Origin of the sequence: Bacillus sp. JJ1127, from assembly GCF_036965845.1 — a bacterium.
Lineage (GTDB): Bacteria > Bacillota > Bacilli > Bacillales > Bacillaceae_G > Bacillus_A.
Genome location: NZ_JBALQK010000445.1, coordinates 1 through 3071, shown reverse-complemented (window position 1 = coordinate 3071; position 3071 = coordinate 1). Strand labels below are relative to the sequence as shown.

3 protein-coding genes are annotated in these 3071 nt (G+C 34.6%); 1 reads left to right on the top strand and 2 read right to left on the bottom strand.

The genetic code is table 11. The annotated features are described in order from the left end of the window. Nucleotides 1–393: 393 nt before the first annotated feature. Complete coding sequence (locus V7183_RS25725; RefSeq protein ID WP_335361307.1) at nucleotides 394–1263, bottom strand: pentapeptide repeat-containing protein; 870 nt, start codon at nucleotides 1261–1263, stop codon at nucleotides 394–396. Between the two features lie 108 nt (nucleotides 1264–1371). Further along, a complete protein-coding gene (locus V7183_RS25720) occupies nucleotides 1372–2232 on the bottom strand; it encodes a LysR family transcriptional regulator (RefSeq protein ID WP_335361306.1) in 861 nt (286 codons plus the stop codon). Nucleotides 2233–2356: 124 nt separating this feature from the next. Here V7183_RS25720 and V7183_RS25715 point away from each other — a divergent pair, with 124 nt between their 5' ends. Next, nucleotides 2357–2917, top strand: coding sequence for a cysteine hydrolase family protein (locus tag V7183_RS25715; protein ID WP_097897855.1), 561 nt, complete (start codon nucleotides 2357–2359; stop codon nucleotides 2915–2917). Nucleotides 2918–3071: the final 154 nt, after the last annotated feature.

Genomic DNA, 3071 nt, shown 5'->3' with positions numbered 1-3071 from the left:
GGTAGCATCCTTATTAAGAAAGGGAAATCTTTTTTACTAAACCACCAAGTAAGTACCAATATTATTACCCCTGTCAAGAGAGCCATTAGCAAAGGCCTTAAAAGCATCATAATGTCCACCTCTTTCATTTTACCCCTTATTACTTTAACATATATTCCTATTCTAATTATTTTACGATACGGCAATTCATTGTCATTCGGTTAATTAGTATGCTAATTTATACACCAATTACCAACAAATCTTAATAAATCAACAAAAATAATAGGTCCAAACCATATGCGATTTGGACCTAAAATAAATGCTCTCATTAAGTTTTTGCACTCTTAAAACGAACCCGTTATAAAAAATATAGCCTGTGTTTTTTAGTATTTATGAAGATAAAATTTATATTTTTCAAACTGACCAGTGTGCAGGACGAGAGAGTAACTCTGGTAATTTCGTGTTTGCATCTCCTTTTGCTGCATTAATCTGGACTTGAGTAAGAAAAATGCTGTCCGTAAGATTTGCTCCTCTTAAATCAGCATCTCGTAAATCAGCACCAATAAAGTCAGCTGACCTTAAATCAGCGTCTCGAAGATCTGCCGCAATTAGGTATGTCCCTCTTAGATTCGCTCCCCTAAGGTCTGCTCTTCTAAGCTTTGCCCCCATAAGATTCGCTCCTCGATGATTAATCCTCTTATTTTTTTTCGAGTTCTTATACTGCTGACGTGACTCCATCCATACTAGCTCGCTCGTCTTTAAAAGAAGCGTATTGATATTCGCTCGATGTAATGGAACATTTAGTTCTATTATTGAATCTGGACTAAGCTTTGAAAGTCGTTCCGTCTCATCAATCGCGGCACGAACCTCCTTATGAATCGGACGTGTCGCTTTTAACGTTAAAGCTTCATTCAAATACCAAAGCATTTCATGAAGCTGATGCATAACTGGAAAAACGTCATACATTTTCTTTGCCTGTTCTGGTCCTGTACGCCAGTCAATTCCCTCAAAAGTAACTTGAGAAACCTTTTGTCCTGCACCAAAACACTCAAAAACTGTACATCCTTTAAACCCTTTCTGTCTAAGGTTTTTATGAATACTACAACGAAAATCCGATTGCAGATTTGAGCAAGGCTTACCAGCATCCTTATTAACCGCAAAATCTACCGAAGCGGCAAAAGGTAGTGCGACACAACACAAGCCGAAGCAATTCTCGCAGTCAGCTCGTAAACTGTTAAAACTTACGCCATTTTTTGAATCCAACTCATGATTACCTTCTAACAAAACATGTCCCCCCTGTTGCTATGTTACTTGTTTAATTTTATATGTATGTGTATATAAAATAAATAGGTTCTATTATTTTAATTTGTATGAAAAAGTACCTTCTAACAATTACAAAGTAGTTTCTGTAAACATTTTAAAAAGGGCTTTACCAACCCTTTCATTTCGTGCAATCAAATATATTGCTCTTTGTTTTTGAAAATCCCGAATTGGTATAGTACGCAGCGGTAAATGTTCAATACGCTCTGAAATCGTCCGTGGAACAATTGTAATTCCTGCCCCTGCAGCAACCATACCTAGAATAAAATCTCGAAATGATACCTCAGAACTAATATTAGGCTCTGCCTTCAGTCTTTCAAACTCTTCTATAATCGCCCTTCGAATATCACAGCCGATTGGATACATAACGAAACTCTCTATTAAAAGTTCATTTATAAATACATCTTCTTTTTTACTAAATGAATGTTTCTCCGGAAAAACTACGTTATATGGCTCCACAAATAATTGTCTATTCCAAAGATGTTTTGGCACCCATTTTTCATCTACTAAACCTGCATCTAACTTTCCTGATACAACTTCTTCCATAATCTCTTTAGACATATCATATACTTTGGTTTCTATATTGATATTCTCACTCTTACCTCCAATAAGTTTTTCTGGAAGATAGAATGCTGCAAGACTAGGTAATAGGCCTAGCACCACATGTATGGATTCTCCCATACCTTTCATTTCTTTCCTAATACTATCCCATTCCTCAACAAATGGAATGATTCTTTTTTGAAAATGAATCCCTGCTTCTGTTAATTTTATTCCTTGTGAAGATCTGCTTAATAATTCTACTCCTAATTCATCTTCTAGTTTTTTTATTTGTTTACTTACTGCTGGCTGCGTAATATGGAAATGCTCTGCTACTTTTGAAAAGCTTTTATACTCTGAGCAAAGCAAAAAACACCGTAACCACTCTATGTCCATCCTCTATATCCCCTTGTTCAAACTTTTTGTTATACCCTTCAAAATTAATGGAAATTCTCTCCTTTTACAATACTTGATATTCTTTTAATAGAAAACAAATCATTTTTGAAAAGGAGAATAACAAATGAACCAATTACCTAAAAATGCTGCACTTATTCTAGTTGATATTCAAAAAGGATTCGAGGATGATTACTGGGGAAAACGCAATAATATACACGCTGAAACAAACATGGAACTTATATTACAAACATGGAGAAAAACAAACCGTCCTGTCATCCATGTACAGCACATCTCACATAAAGAAAATCACCCATTAAGAAAAGAAAGCAGCGGAAGTGAATTTAAAGACTTTGCTATCCCTCTTCCAGATGAACCAGTATTTCAAAAAAATGTGAATAGCGCTTTTATCGGAACCAATTTAGAAACATATTTACGAGAACACAATTATGAAACTGCCGTCATTATCGGTTTAACAACAGACTATTGTGTATCCACTTCAGTTCGTATGGCTGGTAATTTAGGCTTTTCAACTTATGTCATTTCAGATGCGACCGCTACATTTGGTAGAATCTCATATGATGGAAATTATTATCATGCAGAAGATATCCATAAGCTAGCATTAGTAAGTTTGCATGAAATGTTTGCTACAGTTTTAACAACAGATAAACTTTTAAAGCTAGTTTAAATCTCACATATGCATTGATTAAAAATCACTTTGCAAACAAAATATCATATTTCATTTCAAATGCCACTCTAATTCCCCAATATACTTTCATATGAAAAGGAAATATTCTCCTGTTTGTATTATTATTAAATTATAAACATTCACACAATAGGAG